This window comes from Cellvibrio sp. QJXJ (assembly GCF_024452345.1).
Taxonomy (GTDB): Bacteria; Pseudomonadota; Gammaproteobacteria; order Pseudomonadales; family Cellvibrionaceae; genus Cellvibrio.
In genome coordinates this window covers 556,363-572,302 of the sequence record NZ_CP101662.1, presented here as the reverse complement: position 1 = coordinate 572,302, position 15,940 = coordinate 556,363, and the positions used below count along the sequence as shown (strand labels likewise).

The window sequence follows — 15,940 nt, the reverse complement described above, 5'->3', positions numbered from 1 at the left end:
CCTTTTTTATTGGCTGCAACCTGTGCACCAAACCCACACAAGCTAGAGCGCAATGACACCTTGCAAATTTTTCAGGCAATGGGCCTTGGCCAGTGCCAAAAAATCTTGCACATAAGGTAGCACCAAATATTCTTCACGCACTGCCGCATAAAGTGTGGGCCAAATACCTTGTGGCCCGGCAGAACGTACGCTAATCAAACCCTGCGCCACATATTCAGCCGCCACCCAATTTGGTAAAGCACACACACCGCGCCCACTGGCAACCAATTGCACCATCATCAAAGTTAATTCCGAAGTGCGCACAGCGGCTGGCTCTACTCCGGCGGGCATTAAAAATTGGGTAAACACATCCAGGCGATTGCGGCTCACGGGGTAGCTAATTAAGGTTTGATCAGCAAGATCTTGCGGCTGTAAATATTCCCGGGCGGTCAACCGATGCTCATTCGCCAGTGCGATTTGCATTTCGTAACCAAACAAGGGCACATACTCAATACCCTTGATTACTTGTGGATCAGAAGTAATTACCAAATCAATATCGCCCTGCGCCAAGGCTGGTAGTGGCTCAAAGGTAAAACCCCCAGAGAAATCCAATTCAATAGCGGGCCATTGATTGCGATATACATCGATAGTCGGCATCAACCAGTTAAAACAACTGTGGCATTCAATTGCCATGTATAAGCGCCCTGCCTCGCCGTGCACTAATTTTTTTACATCGCGCTCAGCATCGCTAACTCTGGCGAGCACATCATCTGCCAATAGCAGCAATCGTTTTCCTGCCTCAGTAAACCGCAAAGGGCGACTTTTACGGATAAACAATTCGCACTCCACGCGCGACTCCAGTTCTTTGAGCTGGTGAGACAGCGCAGACTGCGTGAGAAATAAACGCTCTGCCGCCTCCACCAAACTGCCGGTTTCACGCAGAGCGATAAGGGTTTTTAAATGGCGAATTTCGATCATAGTTATGCTCTCACGTAGGTTGGAAAAGCGTAGCGCCTTCCGACGATGCAGCCCAATAGCAGTGATATGCCTGAATATTTGTTGTGTCGGAAGTCGCTGCGTTTTTCCAACCTACCCACTCAATGAATCAATCCGCACAGGGTAACATTAACCATATTCACGTTAAAACCGAAAATCACCAGTTTTATTCATGTTTGTGTTTCGCCCAAAATAATCCTTTCGTCAACAAAGGGCGTCGACGCCGATTGACCGCTATTGGGTGGAAATTGCCGATTACATTACCAGGCACAAACAAAAATGCCGCCGTGTTTTGCACGGCGGCATTTTTAGTGAATCATTACCAACGCCACTGAATTTCCGCCGTTAACTCGCGGCCGCGACTAGGTACACCATCCAATTTACCGAGCCCTTGTGCCGGAGTTGCATAATCCTCATCGGTAAGATTTTTTATTTGCAAACTAATGTCGTAACCACTGGTAAAGCGGTAGCGCCATTGGGTGTTGAGTACCCAAAAATCATCCAGTGTTATTTCAGTTGTTGCCGACACAGGAGCTTGGTGTTCATCTTGATATACACCAAGCAAATTCCAATTCCAACGCTGAGCGGCGTAATTAATTTCAAAGGAAGCCAGCGATTCCGCTTCGCGAAATGCCGTCTCCGGTAAATTCATATTGGTATAAGTGCTGCGCAGTGACCAGCGATCGCCGAATTTTTGTAGCCACTCTATTTCAAGGCCATCACTGCGCTCGCTATCGCCATTGACATACGTACGGGTAGTGCCAATAAAACCAGTCATGATCGGTTGTTCGTAGCGGTTTTGAAACACACCAGCGCTAAGGCTGGTGGCCTGCCAATTGCCCATTAGAATCAAGTCCCAGGTTTTTACCACCTCATGTTCAAGATCCGGATTGCCAAGCAATGTGGGGTTATTAATAAACGCTGTCTCTGCCAGCGTCGGTGCGCGGAATGCTTCGCCGTATAACAACTTCAGGCTGTAGGTTTCATTGAGTTGTTCTACCAGTGCCAAACGCGGGCTAAAACGTGCCTCTACATCTGAATAGTCATCATAGCGGCCCCCAATGGTGAGCCTGGTTGAATCGCGCAGGCTGCGAATATATTGACCATGAATACCCGTGGTGGATTGTGAACCTGAAACCCCCAAGGGTGTGCGTTCACTCATTTCGCCGTAATAAGTGATGGGGAATTGTCGCTGGATTAATTGCACCAGATCGTAGTTGCTGTAAGCACGCGCTTTGATCTCTTCGTGGTGCGCCGCTTGTATGCCCCATTGGGCGCTGGACTTGTCGTCTATAGTCCAGTCCGTTGTGTAGGCCAAGCGATAGCTTTCGCCGGCTTGTGTTGCTTGAATCCTAAATGGTTCATTGCTGCTGGGTACGCTTACCGCCGCCAAGGCCCCCGGCCCCTGCACAAACCCTTCAAGCTCAAAGGTGAATTGTTGATAGCTGAGAGAAAAATTGGATTTGATCGCAGGTGTCCATTCAATACCCTGATCCACACTTAAGTTCCACAGCTCACGGGCGTGATCATTCACCCCGTTGGCAGTATTTTCCGAGAGATAAAAATCCTCCGACTCGCCGCGATAATAGGTCAGATCAATTTGGGTTTTGCCGCGACTTAACCCCAGATCCATATTAAGCAAACGACGCGGGTCTTCAGTCTCCAGTGGCAAACGACTGAAGCTATCGGTAATCGTCAAATCTTGCCCTTTGTCCTCATAGGCATGCAAGTACGCATCCGCCTGCCATTCTTCACCGGCGTGACTCCAAAGTGCATCCAGTGCGCGCCGCTGCTCACTGCCCACGCCCACAGCGAGGGCTCTTTGCTGTTTGCGGGTGACAATATTAATTACACCAGTGAAAGCAGAGCTGCCGTAAACCGCAGAGCCTGGGCCGCGAATCACTTCCACCCGCTCAACCTGCGCTAATGGAAATAATGGCAAGGTGACATCGGGGCTGCCAGCACGGGGGTCGTTAAATACCTTGCCGTCAATCAGCAACAGCACCTCCAGCGATACCTGGGTGGTGCGTCGACCACGCGCGCTGTAGGTGTAAGCCAACCCACTATTAGCATTGCGATTAAATTGAAACCCCGGCACCAACCCGAGCAACTCGTGCAGGTAGTCCACACCCAAGCGCTCTATGTGCTCATGAGTAAATACCGACACCGCCGCCGGTACCGTTTTAATCGACTCTTGGGTAAGGGTCGACCCAGTCACCGGGGTTTCCAGCAACTGCTCAAGGCTTAATTCGAGGTAGGCAAATTCATCCGCGTGTGCGCCCATACTGAGCAGACACATCAACGCCAGCAAGCAGCGCGGTGCGCGATAAACTTTCGGTTTGATGACCATAGTGCGATTCTCCACGTCAGTAATACCGGGCGCAGGTCAGCGAGCTGACCAATCTGCTAACCAGGCATCAAACTGCCCAGGCGGTAAGGGTTTGGAAAAGTGATAGCCCTGCATTAAACGACACCCTTCATTCACAAGCAGAGTCATTTCATGGCTGGTTTCTACGCCTTCAGCAATGGTATCCATACCCAGTGACTGTGCGAGACGGATGATGTAACTAACAATCGCCAGCGACGCCTCATCCGACTGCATATCACGAACAAACGATTGATCAATTTTTAAAATGTTTACCGGCAAACGGCGCAGATAATTCAGGCAGGAAAAGCCAGTGCCAAAATCATCAATTGCAATGTGATAGCCCAAGTCGCGAAACTTCTGCAACACCTCGATAGAGGCATCCATATCGCTCATCAGCATGCTCTCTGTCAGCTCCAACTCCAACGACTGGGGTGCCGCGCCCGCGTCGTCCATAATGGTTTGCACCTCAGCCATAAAACCAGGTTGGTGGAATTGCAGTGCTGAAATATTCACACTGACCACCAGTGAAATGGCACCTTCCGCCTGCCAGCGAGTGACCTGTCGCGCCGCTTCGGCGATCACCCAATTGCCGATAGGAATAATCAAACCAATCTCTTCCGCCAGCGGAATAAAATCATTGGGCTGAACCAAACCGCGCTCCGGGTGACGCCAGCGAATTAGGGCCTCAGCACCATAAAGTTGCTGATTAGTGGCATCCATCTGCGGTTGATAATGAAGTTCAAACTGCCCCAACTCCAAGGCTTGTCGCAAGTCGTACTCAAGTTTTAAGCGATCCAACGTGCGCGAATTTAATAGCGGTGTATAGAACTGATAATTGTTGCGGCCTTTTTCTTTGGCGAGATACATTGCAGCATCGGCATTTTTAATCAGTTCGCTCGGTGAACTGCCATCCTCAGGGTAAATCGCGATACCAATACTTGGGCTTAAATGCAGTGGCATCTCTTCCACTAAATAAGGCTTTAATAATTCTTCGCGCACTTTGATTGCCACTTCCGCCAAATCGCGCTCATCATGCACACGCGGCAATAACACCACAAACTCATCGCCACCCAGACGCGCAACTGTATCGTCATTACGGATAACTTTTTTCAAACGCAGGGCTGTCTGGCGCAAAATTTGATCGCCCGCTGCATGGCCGAGCGAGTCATTGATATTTTTAAAACGGTCCAAATCGATAAACAGCAAGCCAACTTTTTCCTGACGCCGTTTGGCGGTATTAATCGCCATTTCCAAACGATCATTTAATAAAGTGCGATTGGGCAACTCGGTGAGGCTGTCGTGGTGCGCAAGAAAGTCGAGTCGTTCGCGGGATTTTTTGCGCTCGGAAATATCAGTAAAAATAGCGATATAATTTTCTATCTGACCGTCGCTACCCAATACGCGGCTAATTGAAAACCAGGAGGGGAATGTCTCACCATTTTTGCGCCGGTTGCTAAGCTCACCCAACCAGGCCCCACGCTCGTTGAGAATGGCAATCAGGTTGCGGAAAAATCCTCGCGGGTGTTGGCTCGCGCCTATTTGGGCGGCGTCCACACCCAACACATCTTCAGCACTGAAGCCCATCATCTTTTCGTAGGTTTTATTCACCAGAACTATGCGGAATTGGTCATCCAAAATCATGATCGCTTCATTGCTGCCTTCAAATACTTTGGCCCACAAACGCAATTCCGCTTCCTGATGTTTACGCTGGGTGATGTCGCGAATCACCATCACCACTTCTTGCTGCTCGCGCAGCATTACCCGTGCCTCCCAGGTGCGCATTTTTCCTGCCAGAGGCGACCAATCAAACTCGACTAATTGTTCACCTTTACCGGCAAACACCCGGCGAATTTGTGGTGCAAGAATGCGATAGACGGGTGCAGGCAAGTGCCCTTCACCACTGTCCTCATCGTAACTAACCCAATGATCCATCTCATGAGTGTAGGCGCCGACTTACATATCAATTACATGACCATCGCGGTCAATACGCAAAATCATGTCGGGAATACCCGCCAGCAGCGCGCGGGTTTTACCCTCACTTACACTGACATCGCGAAAGGCTTTTTTGGCGCGCAGAATAAATTGCAAACGATACGGCAGAGAGCCCCAACTAACGGGCTTGGTAATAAAATCTGTGGCGCCGGATTCATAGGCGTGATGAATGGATTCTATATCGCCGAGCCCGGTGACCATGGCGATAGGTAAATCATGGCCGCGTGGGTCTTGCAGTAACTCGCGGCACAAGCTGAAACCATCACCGTCGGGCAGGAGCACATCTAACAAAACAATATCTGGTTTACGCTCTGCAAAACGTGCGCGTGCAGAGGCGCAGTCGACCGCCTCCATCACCTGAAAACCTGACTGTTCAAGGGTGATAGTAGTCATTAAACGCGCGGCTTCATCGTCATCAACAACCAATACCAAATTCACATTGGTATCACCCAGCGTGATCAGCGGAATGCCGTTGCTGGTTGTTAGGTTGAGTGCTGAATCAGGCATCGAGCGGGTTTCTTTCACGTGGATAACTCCTTTCGCTCTAATTCAGCCAAACCTTCTAGCGATAAATCATAGAGCCGTAAAATGCTGTCGACCTGCTGCGCGGCACCCTCCATTTCACCTTTGCGCGCGCTGGCCTCACAATCGCGACAGGCCGCTGCCAAATCCAGCAAACCTAGATTAGCAGCGCTATTTTTAAAATTGTGTGCGGTTTTGTAGAGTAAATTGGCATCGCCCGCGGCCACTGCCTGATGCAGCTGGGTAATAAGTGTAGGACTAGCGCCGCGAAATAAACCAATAATTTTTGGCAACAAACCAACACGTAACTCGCGCAGTTGGCGAATAACCTGTTGATCAATTTCAATTTTGCCTGACGTGGACGATTCAACAGGCGTTGAATCCTTTTCGGGTAACCAACGGCTCAGGGTTTGGTTCAGCTGTAATTGTGAAAAGGGTTTGCTCAGGTAATCATCCATCCCCTGCGCCAAACAATGCTCACGATCACCACTGATAGCATTCGCGGTAAGCGCAATAATGGGTAAAGGATTCAAGCCCATTGTTTGCTCGCGCTGACGAATTCGTCGGCTGGCTTCAAACCCGTCCATCACTGGCATTTGGCAGTCCATCAACACCAGGTCGAATGACAGGCGATCAATAAGCGCCAGCGCTTCCTGACCGTTGTTGGCAATTGTCATATCCAACCCCATGCGCTGCAGCATAGCTTTGGCAACTTCCTGATTCACTGGATTGTCCTCCGCCAGCAATACCCGACCGCGCAGCGGTTTTACACCGGGCATTGGCTTTGCACCCTCACTGACCAGGGACTCGGAACCGAGCGGTTGGTAGATAAAATCACCAGCCGCAACCTGGGCGATAAGCCCATGTAACTCCGTCTGGCGCGCCGGCTTGAATAACATCAAGGCACGGTTGGCAAGGGACTCCTGAATCGCAATGCCGGCGGGGCACAGCACAATTACCGCTAGCGATTCAAATATTGGTGAGACCGCCAAATTATCCAGCAATGCACCAGCATTCATATCCGGCATCGCCCAGTCAGTTAATAGCAGTTCAAATGGAGCGTCCGTTTTAGCCTGTTTATTTAACAGCGCCAGCGCCTCGGCAGCAGATTCTGCAAGCACCGGAGTGATTCCCCAAGCACGCAACCAATCGTCCAGAATATCGCGGTTGACCTCGTTGTCATCCACCACCAATGTGCGCAAGGGCTTGAGTGGCTGAAACTCCGGTGCCGCCTCAGTATTAATATGCTGCGCCAGCAATAAATCAAAATAGAAACGACTGCCCTCTCCCGGCTGACTTTCCAACTGAATCTGCCCACCCATCATTTCAATCAGGCGCTGCGAAATTGCCAACCCCAAACCAGTGCCGCCGTACTTGCGCGACATGGAGGAATCAGCCTGGGTAAAGGATTGAAATAGTTTTGCGCTCTGCTCAGGAGAAATACCAATTCCTGTATCGCGCACAGCAAAGCGCAGCTGCAATTGGTCTGCCTTGTTGGCCACAAGCCCAACACTGATTTCTACTTCGCCGCTGTCGGTGAATTTGATGGCGTTGCTCAATAGATTGGTAATTACCTGCCCGAGCCGCGGGCCGTCTCCTATCACAGAGACAGGCGGCAATGGTGTTCTACACAGGAGCTCCAAATTTTTCCCGTGCGCAATAGGCGCGTAACGCTCCGCGATATCTTCAATCAGGGTATTGAGCGGGAATGGCAGTAACTCTAATTCCAGTTTACCGGCTTCGATTTTAGAGAAATCAAGAATATCGTTAATGATAAGAAGCAAATCTTCGCTGGAGCGACGCGCCACCCGGGCAAATCGTTTTTGTTTGCTGTCCAGCTCTGTCTCCAACAACAAACCGGTCATGCCCATAATGCCATTTAAGGGCGTGCGGATTTCATGGCTCATGACTGCCAAAAAGTCACTTTTGGCTTTGCTGGCAGCTTCCGCTTGTTCACGCGCGTATTGCAACTCCAGGGTGCGCTCCAGTACCCGCTGCTCCAGCAGCTCCTGATTTTGGCGCAACTCGCTGTCTTGCATTTCAATACGATCCAGCATGGCGTTAAAACGCCGGGTCAGCAGCCCCACCTCATCACGTACAGCGGACTCAGGTGCGCGAGCATCGTAATGTCCTTGATCGCCCACCCGCTGCGCCAATTCACTCAAACTCCCCAAGGGGCGCATTACTCGGGAAATCAAAGCCCAAGCCAAAATCCCGGACACCAACAGCGCCACAAAAGCGGCGGCTAACACCCAACCGATCTGGCCATAAAACTGTTCGCGCAATGGTTTTAGCGTGACATCCAACTCCAAATAGCCCAGAGGCTCTTCTGCCCAAAAAACGTCTGCGCGCACCCGGGTATCGCGCTCAGGGCCGAGCGCTGCAGTATCGCCAAGCGCAGCGCGGTATTCAGCCAGCAACTCGTTGTTGCTGAGAATCAAACGTGCCGCAATCACTTTAGGTTCCACACGCAATACGGCCAGCGTTTGTTGGGCGGCTTCTTTGTCGGCAAACATACTCGGCGCTGCCATATTCAACGCAGTTGCTTCCGCCAAAATTTGCAGCTGGTTATTTACTTGATTCACAAAGTAATTGTATTGCTGCCAACTGGTTGCTAGTGCCGCACCCAAGACTGCAATGCTGGTTAATAACATGGCGAGCAAAGTGATTTTGCGGGTTAGCGATGTATTAGGAATGGAGTTTGGCATCTTAGCGGCGCTCCATTGTTGGCTTTTTAGCCAATTTGAGCAGCTGGCTACTGACTTTTACACCAGCGCTGTCAATCGCCTGTTCGTTGATCACAAACTCAATACGGTTATCACTCGTACGCAGCAGCGCGATAGCAACACGCCCATCCCGAGGATCAGGCTCATCCGCTACGAGCAATACCCCCGGTGGCAATTGTGCGGGCAAGGAAATACGTTCACCGCTTGCGGGGCGATAAATCATTTGGCAAGAATTTAAATGCTGATCGAGATCCGCCGTTTTATCGAGATAGACAACTCTGGTCTGACGCTGCGGTTGGGATTTTTTTTCCAACTGCGCCAAGGCTTGACGGGTAACACCTTCTGCCCCCAAAGCACAAAGCGAAACCGATTGATCTTTGTGTGCGGGCCATTCGATGAATTTCAAAAAGTTATAGACAAATGCAACGCGCAAGCTAGCCTCGGACGCATTCGCCGAAGCCACAAAAAAAGGCGTGAAGAGCAAGACTCCCACACCAGAATAAACCAAGCGACGACCAGTAACTTTGGCCCACCTTCCCAGCACAGACTTCACCTTGTGCGATTCCCTCGTGTAAAGCGTTTTAATCTGCTCAGGATAGCCCAGCGGAGGTGGTTTTGCGATAAAGGGTTTTGCTTTTTCCGTCGCCTCCAGCCACCTTAATAAGACTAAGTGGTATCATGGCAGCCCTCAATTTCCATTCTTATGGCCACTTTTATGCTGTTGTTTGTCGATAACCTAACCAATGTCGATTTCAGTTTCCTTGACCCCCAGCGCGGCCTTCTCGGCGAGACCTGGTTAGCAAATGTTCGTTTGTATGGGGAACTGGATGAACAAGGCATGGTGTGCGATTTCGGCACCGTTAAAAAAGTCATGCGTCATTGGCTGGATACAGAGTTAGATCACCGCTTGGCTGTGCCCATTCGCTCACAGCAAATTCGCATTGACGATGAAGGGGACTTTCTCACCATTCATTGGCAATTTGGCAGCAATGGTGAATTTTTACACACACGCTCACCGCGCGATGCAATTGCTCTTGTCGATGCAGAGGTTCTAACACAAGAATCTATTGCCGAATGGTGCATTAGCCAACTCAAGCAACGATTCCCAATGAGCGTGGCACGTTTGGAGTTGGACTTCTCATTGGAGCCTATAACTGGAGCCTATTACCACTACAGTCACGGTTTGAAAAAACACCGGGGTAATTGCCAACGCATTGCACACGGCCATCGCTCACGCATAGATATTTGGGCCAACGGCAAAAAATCACCGAAACTGGAGCAGCGTTGGGCCGATGAATGGAAAGATATTTATTTGGCTACTCGTGAAGATTTGATTGGCAAACCGCAACACCAAGGCACGAATTACTACCACTTTGCCTACGAGGCAGAGCAAGGCCCGTTTGAAATTACCCTGCCCCAACGCTGCTGCTATCTGATCGATACCGAGACTACCGTAGAGTTTATCGCCCATCACATTGCGCAAAAAAGCCGCCAGGAAAACCCCGACACATTTATTCGCGTGAAAGCGTATGAAGGCATTAACAAAGGTGCAATTGCAGAAGCCTAAAACAGTAGCGCAATTATTAATTGCGAGTTAAAAGATTATCGATTTTTTGCAGGTGGGTAATCAGCGGTGTTGAGTGTAAATTCAACACTGAAAAATACTCTTCAGCCATAGGGGCCACTGAGCAATATTTGGGAAGCTCCATTTGTTGCTCGATCATAGAATACAAGCGCGGTAAAAAAATAAACTGCAACCACTGCGGAAAGTTCATGGTATCTATCGCAAAAGGTTCCGTACTCGCCAGCGCCTCCTCGGAAATCATTTCAAATTCCCACAGCTGCAATTGCCGCAGTTGTTGTTCAACGTCCATTAACACTTCGGCAACGGCGATGTGGAGTTTATTCATGGTATATCCGGCAGTCAGGGTGCTTCGTAGGTTGGTGCTGAGCGCAGCGATGCCCAACACGCTTTTTAAAAAATCATTTGTGAACGATATGGGTAAACGGCGGCAGCGAATTCAAAATCGCTTTGCCGTAACGCTTGGTAATAATGCGGCGATCAAGCAGGCTGATTTTGCCTGTATCCGTTTCAGTGCGCAGCAAACGCCCACAAGCCTGAATTAATTTTAACGATGCATCCGGTACGGTGATTTCCATAAATGCATTGCCGCCACGCGCTTCAATCCACTCCGATAATGATGCCTCAATTGGATCATCGGGAACCGCAAACGGCAGTTTGGCAATAATCACGTGCGTGCAATATTTACCCGGTAGATCCACCCCTTCGGCAAAACTTGCCAACCCAAACAGCACACTACCGCGCCCTTCATCGATAGCTTTTTTATGCTGCACCAACATTTCCTGCTTGGAATTATCACCCTGCACCAAAATAATTTCGCGTAGATCTTCCGGCATATCCTCAAATACATCGAGCATTTGTTTGCGCGATGAAAACAACACCAGAGTGCCCGCATCGGGATCAATTAAATTCGGCAGATCGTCAATAATGGCAAGGGTATGCACATCCGCATTAGTCGCCTCCACTGCAGCCACGGGAATTTCCAGCGTCGCCTGTTGAAAATTAAAAGGGCTGGGCACTACATGGTAGTTGGCGTCCGCAGGTGTTCCCGCGCGCATTTGAAAGCGTTGAAAATTCCCCAACGCGGTTAAAGTTGCGGAGGTAATAACCGCACCGCAGGCTTTTTCCCACAAACTGTATTCAAGGGTTTTGGCGGCAAGAATCGGGCTGGAGCAAATTTCCAAATCGAGGCTGCCAGTGTGGTCTATGGGGGTGATCCAACGGGCTTTGGGAACCGAACCGGGTTTATCGGGCGTAGCAAAACTCGCCCACAAATCGCGATTGGCTTCCGCACGCGACTGCCAGGTTCCCAGCAGCGGATAATTATTTTCCAAATCAATTTTGGGTACGGGGCAATGCGCATCTTCCATAGATTGGGTTAATTCATCGCACATTTTTTTGAGCAATTCACTCAGGCGATCAAAGCCTTTGTACAACTCAACACAAGGCAGGAGTAGATCCTGAGGAATTACGCCGTTGTCAAAACGATAATGATTTTGGCGATCATCAAAGGCAATGCTCTGCGCCAACTGATCAAATACCGGATACAACTGATCCAATCGTTGTTTGCAATCGATTAATGCCGCCGGTAATTGCTCGCCATAACGATCCACATTCCCAGCGCCACTCACCGCACCTAAAATTGCGCCGAGCGCTTTATTGCATTGATCCAGCCATTTGCTGGTCGCGAGCATGCGGCTGTGATGCGCAAAATGATTGAGTGCTTTTTGCGGTAAGTGATGACCTTCATCGAACACAAAAATCGCGTCCTCCGGTGCGGGCAAAATAGCACCACCGCCTAAGGCCAAATCGGCCAGCACCAAATCGTGATTGGTCACAATACAATCCACGGCATGCATTGAATCGCGCGCTTTAAAAAAACTGCACACCGACACATTGGAGCAACGGCGTCCGGTACATTGGCGATGATCCGTGGTGATGATTTGCCACTCGTTTTGTTCGAGTGCTTGCGGCCAGGTATCGCGCTCGCCATTCCATTTATTGCCAGCGAGGGATTCCATCATGGACTGATACAGTTTTACGCTTTGTGCAGACACACTCGGATATTCATCTTCATAAAGTGCGCGGGTGGGATTTACACCGCTTTCGTATTCAGCAATGAGATTATCGAGCTTACTCAAACACAAATAGCGACCACGGCCTTTGGCGAGCGTGAAGGAAAAATTTAGCCCGCTGTTGCGATGTAAATCGGGTAAATCTTTATTTACGATTTGCTCTTGCAGCGCGACTGTAGCGGTAGAGACAACCAACTTCTTACCCAGAGCTTTGGCCATGACCAGCGCCGGCAGTAAATAGGCGATAGTTTTGCCCGTACCTGTACCTGCCTCAACCACACAAATATGACCACCGGCACGCTCTTCCACTAGACGATGATTTTCATCATCCAATTTAATACTGCCAAGCGCTTTAGCGATTTCAGCGATCATTAATTTTTGGCCATAGCGGGACTTTAAGCCCTTATTTTCCAAAAATGTGCTGTAGGCGCTTTGAATTTGTTTTTTGAGGTCATCGGTTAGCATTAGCTGCTGCTACTCAGTTTGCTCACAACCGGGTTAGCATAAATTCCCAGCGCAATTTCGCGCTGCCCTTCGGGGATTGCATTCATACGCTGGGCAAAGGCTGCTTTTTCTGCACTTAAAGTTGCAGGGTCATAAGGTGTGTTGTTTACACCATAATTCACTGTCGGCACATTGCCATGCAACATTTCATAAGCAATACAGTTAGTAGCATGCAATACATAGTTGCCAAGAATTTGTTTGTCCAAGGCGGCAACCAGCTCATCAGTATCGGTGTAATCGCCATCCAAAATATCGCCGAATGCCAAATGTACATTACCTTTGTCGCCAGCAATTCCCATGGCGATGCTTTTTACATCCTCATGCTCTTCTTTTTGGTAACTGCCTTGCGTGCGCTGTAAATAAAGCTCGCGCGCTTTCGCTGCATCGCAAGGGTCCAACTCGTAAGAAATAGATACCGGCACTATGCGCAACTGCCGGATATAAGTGGCCAACTCTTCCGTCTTGGGTTTATTTAGCGCGATCATACCCAGCACCGCGGAATTGGTTTTATCGCAACCATCTTTGGCGCGACCTTCACGCTGGGCGATCCAGATACTTGAATGTTCATTGCAAATTGAATGATGAATATAAGACGACAAATATTTTGCCGCTTTGAGTTTTTCACGCGGCGCTTTTGCCGAACGGTTAACAATAAAACTTTTATTCAACCGCATTAAATCTGACACAAAAGGTTTGGTCAGCAAGTTATCGCCAATCGCGATACGCAAAGTATTGCTGTGGTTGTGATAGAGAACCCAATTGACAAATGCCGGGTCCATCGCGATATCGCGATGGTTGCTTATAAACAAATAGGCCGTTTTTTTATCCAGCTTATCCAGGCCTGATGTAGTTAATGCGGTGACGCGCTTGGCCATCATAGCCGCCATATAGTTTTCAACCACATGCTGAAAACCATCCACATCCTGAATGCCGGATAACTGCTGTTTGAGCTTCGCTTTTACCAGAGGTTTTATCGCCCACCCCAACCATTGGTGCGCACCGGGAAAACGCAAACGGGTTACGGCATCGACCAATTCCGGGTCGGCTAACAGGCGATCAAGCGTGGAGCGAACTTCATCATCGCGGTAGGGGCGAATATCATCAAATTCAGTCATATAAGGGAGTCATCAGTAAGAAGGCAATTTCAACATCTATCGGAATGGGTTTATATCCAAACAGACATTATGCGCTCCAAGAACAAGCGCTTTGCATAAGGGCCGGAAGCCAGCGAAAATAGGCGCACAAAATACCGAAAAGGGTCGCAAAATGCCACCAAAAACACCACCCATCAATCGCAATACCGATAGCAACACCCCCTGCCCGTGCGGTAGCCAGCAATCACTGCAAGCCTGTTGTCTGGATTTTATCGAAGGCATCCGCCTGCCCCCCACCGCTGAAAGCTTAATGCGCTCGCGCTATACCGCGCACAGCCTTGTCGCCGTCGATTACCTGTGGGACACCTGGAGCCCGGAACAGCGTTTGCGCTCCAGCAAGAGCGACATTCGCGCCTGGGCTGAAAGCTGCGACTGGTTGGGTCTACAAATACGCAACACCCACGCAGGAGCCGAGTCTGATGATTCCGGCATCGTTGAATTTGTGGCGATTTTTCGCCAACAAGGGCAACTGCATCAGCACCATGAAACTTCATTATTTAAAAAGCACTTGGGTAAGTGGTTTTATGTTGATCATGTGGAGCCGTGACAGAGTCAAATTTCCGACACAAATAATAAAGAAATGTGATGCAACCGGCGAAGCGCACAAAAATCCGCCACTGATCGCATTAGCTGATCACCTCATCACTCACTAATGCTTAAAATAGCGCCAAAATCATAATATCCATTGCGCTATTAGCGGCTACACTCTCCGGTGTGCCATTTGCCAAGACTCTAACTCTCTCACTCTATGAAAATTTTGCTGGTCGAAGACAGTGCAACCCTGCGCCATGCCATGCGCAATTATATTCTCGAAGCGGGTCATGAACCCTTGATTGCACGCAGTGGCGAAGAAGCGCTGCAGCTGCTCGAAAATACCCCGGTCGATATGATCATTATGGATGTGGAAATGCCAGGCCTGAATGGCTTTGAAACGACACGCCTCATCCGCGAGTGGCTTGCGGGCCACTGGATACCCATCATTTTTGTAACCGGCCTGAATGAGGACGAAAATTACCGCGAGGGCATAGAAGCCGGTGGCGATGACTATCTGATCAAGCCGGTCAGCTTCATGATTATCAAAGCAAAAATCCGCGCGATGGAGCGTATCGCCGAAATGCGCGACCAGCTGAATCAGCTCAACGTGGAATTGGAGGCACTGAGCCAGCTCGACAGCCTCACGCAAATATATAACCGTCGCACCTTTAATGATTTGGCACAGCAACAGTGGTCGCTGGCTAAACGCCATCAACAACCCATTAGTGCGTTGATGATCGACGTGGACCACTTCAAATTATTTAACGATCACTACGGTCACCCGGCGGGTGATGCCTGCCTGAAAAAAGTCAGCCAGGCGATTAAAAGTTGCCTGCACCGCAGTGGGGATATTTTGGGCCGCTATGGCGGCGAAGAGTTTGTAGTACTACTGCCGGAAACCGATGCGAAGGGTGCAATGCGCGTATCCCAATCTATCGGTGAAGCCTTGGCGCAGTTGCAAATACGCCACGATGTATCACCCACCGACAGCTATGTAACCGCCAGCATTGGCGGTGCAACTTGCCTGCGCACCACCGGCCATGATTTGGAAGAACTGATTAAAAATGCCGACCGCGCTCTGTATAAAGCCAAACGCGCGGGGCGCAATCGCAGTTGGGTGGAGGAAGTAGCCACCCACAAAACTATTTTGCTGGCGGATACAGATCAGGAGTTACTGCGTCATTTCAGCGGCTGCTTGCAAGCGCACTTTAATTTGCTCACCGCCGAAACACAGCGTGAATGCCTGGAGTTAGCGATTGAGTTACATCCGGACTTAATATTGTTAGGTAGTGGCATTGTAGATACCCAAGCCGGTGCCGAACTGTGCAACTGGCTCGCACGTACCCCAAAAACAGCCAACAGCCTGTTAGCGCTTGTGAGCGAACAAACCGACGACAAAATCAAAACACTTGGGCAAACACTCAATATCAACCATTTTTTTGATAAGAGCCTCAGTGCGCCCACGCTGCTCAACAACATTGTCAAACTGCTTAACGACGCGCACTGAT

General features: G+C 49.7%; 12 protein-coding genes. 3 read left to right on the top strand and 9 right to left on the bottom strand.

Features of this window, described 5'->3' with window-relative positions:
• Nucleotides 1–42: 42 nt before the first annotated feature.
• The 6 genes from NNX04_RS02570 to NNX04_RS02545 form a co-directional block, all read right to left on the bottom strand.
• The gene (locus NNX04_RS02570; protein ID WP_261947396.1) at nucleotides 43–957 is read right to left on the bottom strand and encodes a LysR family transcriptional regulator; all 915 of its coding nucleotides are present in this window, start codon (nucleotides 955–957) and stop codon (nucleotides 43–45) included.
• Between the two features lie 337 nt (nucleotides 958–1,294).
• Complete coding sequence (locus NNX04_RS02565; protein WP_315973072.1) at nucleotides 1,295–3,325, bottom strand: TonB-dependent receptor plug domain-containing protein; 2,031 nt, start codon at nucleotides 3,323–3,325, stop codon at nucleotides 1,295–1,297.
• Between the two features lie 36 nt (nucleotides 3,326–3,361).
• Entirely contained in the window at nucleotides 3,362–5,275 is a 1,914-nt protein-coding gene (locus NNX04_RS02560) for a putative bifunctional diguanylate cyclase/phosphodiesterase (protein ID WP_261947395.1), read from the bottom strand.
• A 21-nt stretch (nucleotides 5,276–5,296) separates the two neighbouring features.
• Nucleotides 5,297–5,860 (bottom strand): response regulator, encoded by a 564-nt coding sequence (locus NNX04_RS02555; RefSeq protein WP_261947394.1) that lies wholly within the window; start codon nucleotides 5,858–5,860, stop codon nucleotides 5,297–5,299.
• Complete coding sequence (locus NNX04_RS02550) at nucleotides 5,857–8,565, bottom strand: response regulator (RefSeq protein ID WP_261947393.1); 2,709 nt, start codon at nucleotides 8,563–8,565, stop codon at nucleotides 5,857–5,859. Before NNX04_RS02550 ends, NNX04_RS02555 begins: the two co-directional genes overlap by 4 nt.
• A 1-nt stretch (nucleotide 8,566) precedes the next feature.
• Complete coding sequence (locus NNX04_RS02545) at nucleotides 8,567–9,127, bottom strand: YfiR family protein (RefSeq protein ID WP_261947392.1); 561 nt, start codon at nucleotides 9,125–9,127, stop codon at nucleotides 8,567–8,569.
• 171 nt (nucleotides 9,128–9,298) lie between these two features.
• Between NNX04_RS02545 and NNX04_RS02540 the strand changes: the two genes are divergently transcribed.
• Nucleotides 9,299–10,150 (top strand): 6-carboxytetrahydropterin synthase, encoded by an 852-nt coding sequence (locus tag NNX04_RS02540; RefSeq protein ID WP_261947391.1) that lies wholly within the window; start codon nucleotides 9,299–9,301, stop codon nucleotides 10,148–10,150.
• Between the two features lie 16 nt (nucleotides 10,151–10,166).
• On the opposite strand, the gene NNX04_RS02535 is transcribed toward NNX04_RS02540, so the two are convergent.
• The 3 genes from NNX04_RS02535 to NNX04_RS02525 all read right to left on the bottom strand — a co-directional run bounded on the left by NNX04_RS02535 (nucleotide 10,167) and on the right by NNX04_RS02525 (nucleotide 13,859).
• Nucleotides 10,167–10,493: a YqcC family protein gene (locus NNX04_RS02535; protein WP_261947390.1), complete on the bottom strand. Its 327-nt coding sequence runs from the start codon at nucleotides 10,491–10,493 to the stop codon at nucleotides 10,167–10,169.
• 73 nt (nucleotides 10,494–10,566) lie between these two features.
• Nucleotides 10,567–12,705 (bottom strand): ATP-dependent DNA helicase DinG, encoded by a 2,139-nt coding sequence (gene dinG / locus NNX04_RS02530; RefSeq protein ID WP_261947389.1) that lies wholly within the window; start codon nucleotides 12,703–12,705, stop codon nucleotides 10,567–10,569.
• On the bottom strand, nucleotides 12,705–13,859 hold the full coding sequence (locus NNX04_RS02525) for a 1-acyl-sn-glycerol-3-phosphate acyltransferase (RefSeq protein ID WP_007641626.1): 1,155 nt from the start codon (nucleotides 13,857–13,859) through the stop codon (nucleotides 12,705–12,707). Before NNX04_RS02525 ends, dinG begins: the two co-directional genes overlap by 1 nt.
• 151 nt (nucleotides 13,860–14,010) lie before the next feature.
• Between NNX04_RS02525 and NNX04_RS02520 the strand changes: the two genes are divergently transcribed.
• Nucleotides 14,011–14,445 (top strand): YchJ family protein, encoded by a 435-nt coding sequence (locus tag NNX04_RS02520; protein ID WP_261947388.1) that lies wholly within the window; start codon nucleotides 14,011–14,013, stop codon nucleotides 14,443–14,445.
• Between the two features lie 201 nt (nucleotides 14,446–14,646).
• The gene (locus NNX04_RS02515; protein ID WP_007641629.1) at nucleotides 14,647–15,939 is read left to right on the top strand and encodes a diguanylate cyclase domain-containing protein; all 1,293 of its coding nucleotides are present in this window, start codon (nucleotides 14,647–14,649) and stop codon (nucleotides 15,937–15,939) included.
• The last annotated feature ends 1 nt before the right edge of the window (nucleotide 15,940 follow it).